Source organism: Pseudomonas sp. CM25, assembly GCF_013179705.1.
In the GTDB taxonomy this organism is placed as follows: Bacteria; Pseudomonadota; Gammaproteobacteria; order Pseudomonadales; family Pseudomonadaceae; genus Aquipseudomonas.
Genome location: NZ_JABMCW010000504.1, coordinates 1 through 2926, shown reverse-complemented (window position 1 = coordinate 2926; position 2926 = coordinate 1). Strand labels below are relative to the sequence as shown.

The following is a 2926-nucleotide window of genomic DNA, read 5'->3' as shown; positions in this document are numbered from 1 at the left end:
GCTACACCAAGCTGCATATCCTGCTGTACACCTTGATATTGCTGGCGGTGAGCCTGTTGCCGTATGCCATTCACATGAGCGGCCCGCTGTACCTGGGCTGTGCACTGGTGCTGGGGCTGCGCTTCCTGCAATGGGCCTGGGTGTTGTACCGTGGCAGCCGGCCGCACGCAGCGATCGGCACCTTCAAGTACTCTATCGGCTACCTGTTCGCGCTGTTCATCGCGTTGCTTCTAGACCACTACCTGTTGTTGAACCTATGACCCGAACCCAGAAAACCGTCTTCATCCTCGTCGCCCTGGTCGCGTTGATCATGGGCCTGACCGTCAACAAGGTGCTCAATGGCCGCGACCAGCCCAACCCCACCGAGCTGATCGACGCCGGCATTATCCTGCTGCCGCAGAGCCGCACCGTGGCGGATGTAAGCATGACCAACCAGGACGGCCAGCCGGTGCAGCTGGATGACCTGAAAGGCAAATGGTCGCTGTTGTTCTTTGGCTACACCTATTGCCCGGATATCTGCCCGACTACCCTGGCCCAGCTGCGTCAGGTGAAGAGCGAACTGCCCAAGGAAGCTGTCGACCGGCTGCAGGTGGTGCTGGTGAGCGTGGATCCGAATCGCGATACGCCGAATCAGCTGAAGCAGTACCTGGGCTATTTCGACAAGGATTTTGTCGGCGTGGCAGGGTCGATCGAAGATACCCAGAAACTGGCCAATGCCTTGAGCATTCCGTTCATTCCGGCGGATACCAGCAAGCCGGGGTATACCGTGGATCACAGCGGCAACCTGGCGATCGTCGGGCCGGATGGGCGTCAGCGCGGGTTCATTCGGGCGCCGTTCAACAACCAGAAGCTGGTGGCGCAGTTGCCTGGGCTGGTTAAACGGGATTGATGTGGCTCTGAAAGCTTCGCCGGCAAGCCAGCTCTCACAGGGGCCTCACAGAACCTGAGGTTGGCGCTGTACCTGTGGGAGCTGGCTTGCCGGCGAATGGGCCGCAAAGCGGCCCCGGGGATGTGGGATCAGAACGCCGGAACCACAGCGCCCTTGTACTTCTCGATGATGAACTGCTTCACCTCAGGCGAGTGCAGTGCAGCCGCCAGCTTCTTCATGTCGCCCGAGTCCTTGTTGTCCGGGCGGGCAACCAGGATGTTCACGTAAGGCGAATCGCTGCCTTCGATGGCCAAGGCGTCTTTTTCAGGGTTCAGCTTGGCTTCCAGCGCATAGTTGGTGTTGATCAGGGCGGCATCGACCTGGGTCAGCACGCGCGGGATGGTGGCCGCTTCCAGCTCACGAAACTTCACGTTCTTCGGGTTTTCGGCAACATCCTTCACGGTGGACAGGATGTTCTTGTTGTCTTTGAGCTTGATCACGCCGGCCTTGTCCAGCAGCAGCAGGGCGCGGCCGCCGTTGGTGGCATCGTTGGGGATGACCACGGTGGCGCCGGAAGACAACTCGTCGAGCTTCTTGATCTTGGTCGAGTACACGCCCAGCGGCTCGATATGCACGCCGGCCACGCTCACCAGCTGGGTGCCCTTGGCCTTGTTGAACTCATCCAGGTACGGCTGGTGCTGGAAGAAGTTGGCGTCCAGGCGCTTTTCGGCAACCTGTACGTTCGGCTGGATGTAGTCGGTGAATTCCTTCACCTTCAACTCCACGCCCTCTTTGGCCAACTGCGGTTTGACGAAGTTGAGGATCTCGGCGTGCGGCACCGGGGTGGCGGCAACGGTCAGGGTATCGGCGTGGGCCGAGAAGGCCGCAACAGCGGCAGCAACAGCAAGCAGCTTCTTCATGAATCACTCCTTGTGAGGGCCGCGACGGCCCCCGAACGGGTCGGCCGGGCCGACCCCATTGGGGTTACTTACGGGAAAAATGCACGACCAGTTTGTCGCCCACGCTCTGCAGCACTTGAACCAGCACCAGCAGCAGCACCACGGTGACCACCATCACGTCGGTCTGGAAACGCTGGTAGCCGAAGCGGATGGCCAGGTCGCCCAGGCCGCCGGCACCGACCACACCGGCCATCGCGGTGTACGAAACCAGGGTAATGGCAGTTACGGTGATCGCGGCGAAGATGCCCGGGCGGGCCTCTGGCAACAGCGCGCTGGTGATGATCTGGCGGGTGGTGGCGCCCATCGACTGGGTGGCTTCGATGATGCCGCGGTCCACTTCACGCAAGGCGGTTTCGACCAGGCGTGCAAAGAACGGCGTGGCACCCACCACCAGCGGCGGAATGGCACCGGCGACGCCCAGCGAGGTGCCGGTGATCAGCACGGTGAACGGGATCATCACGATCAGCAGGATGATGAACGGCAGCGACCGCAGGATGTTGACCACCAGCGACAGCAGCGCATACACGCCCTTCTGCTCGAACATCTGCTTCGGCCCGCAGAGGAACAGCAGCACGCCCAGCGGCAGGCCCAGCAGCACGGTGAAGAACAGCGAGCCGAACAGCATGATCATGGTATCGACGGTGGCCAGCCAGATTTCGGCCCAGTCGACGTTGGCGAAGAAATTCAGGGCGTCCATCAACGCAGTACCTCCATATGTACGTCAGCTGCCTTGAAGCGGGCGAACGCCGCTTCCATGTCACCGCCGATCAGGGCGAGGGTGAGCTGGCCATAGGGGACATCCTTGATGCGGTCGATACGCCCGGCGAGGATGCTGTAGTCCACGCCCGTTTCGCGGGCCACGGTGCCCAGCAGCGGTGCATAGGTGGCGTCGCCCTGGAAGGTCAGGCGCACAATGCGGCCCGGCACGTGGGCGAAGTCATCACGCTGCTCGCCTTCGTCGACCTGCTCGTCTTCCTGGACGAAGCGCTTGGTGGTGGGGTGCTGCGGGTGCAGGAACACGTCGGCCACCGAGCCTTGCTCGACGATCTGGCCGGCGTCCATCACCGCCACGCAGTCGCAGACCCGGCGGATCACGTCC

At 62.0% G+C, this 2926-nt stretch carries 4 protein-coding genes and 1 pseudogene; 2 read left to right on the top strand and 3 right to left on the bottom strand.

All coding sequences use genetic code 11. The features are described 5' to 3' along the window. Both HP546_RS28580 and HP546_RS28575 read left to right on the top strand, forming a co-directional pair. Positions 1–260: pseudogene (locus HP546_RS28580) on the top strand (protoheme IX farnesyltransferase); the annotation flags it as partial. Then, positions 257–889, top strand: a complete 633-nt coding sequence (locus tag HP546_RS28575) for an SCO family protein (protein ID WP_172232691.1) — start codon at positions 257–259, stop codon at positions 887–889. The pseudogene HP546_RS28580 and the gene HP546_RS28575, both read left to right, overlap by 4 nt. A 128-nt stretch (positions 890–1017) precedes the next feature. On the opposite strand, the gene HP546_RS28570 is transcribed toward HP546_RS28575, so the two are convergent. The 3 genes from HP546_RS28570 to HP546_RS28560 form a co-directional block, all read right to left on the bottom strand. Then, positions 1018–1788, bottom strand: coding sequence for a MetQ/NlpA family ABC transporter substrate-binding protein (locus HP546_RS28570; protein WP_172232688.1), 771 nt, complete (start codon positions 1786–1788; stop codon positions 1018–1020). Between the two features lie 64 nt (positions 1789–1852). Further along, positions 1853–2524 (bottom strand): methionine ABC transporter permease, encoded by a 672-nt coding sequence (locus HP546_RS28565; RefSeq protein ID WP_010951513.1) that lies wholly within the window; start codon positions 2522–2524, stop codon positions 1853–1855. Then, positions 2524–2926: NIL domain-containing protein (locus HP546_RS28560; protein WP_306125904.1), on the bottom strand; the 403-nt coding region annotated here is incomplete at its 5' end. The genes HP546_RS28565 and HP546_RS28560, both read right to left, overlap by 1 nt.

Excerpts from the sequence above, each read along its gene's own strand:
- HP546_RS28570 (WP_172232688.1), bottom strand. The coding sequence starts at position 1,788 with ATGAAGAAGCTGCTTGCTGTTGCTGCCGCTGTTGCGGCCTTCTCGGCC.
- HP546_RS28565 (WP_010951513.1), bottom strand. The coding sequence starts at position 2,524 with ATGGACGCCCTGAATTTCTTCGCCAACGTCGACTGGGCCGAAATCTGG.
- HP546_RS28575 (WP_172232691.1), top strand. The coding sequence starts at position 257 with ATGACCCGAACCCAGAAAACCGTCTTCATCCTCGTCGCCCTGGTCGCG.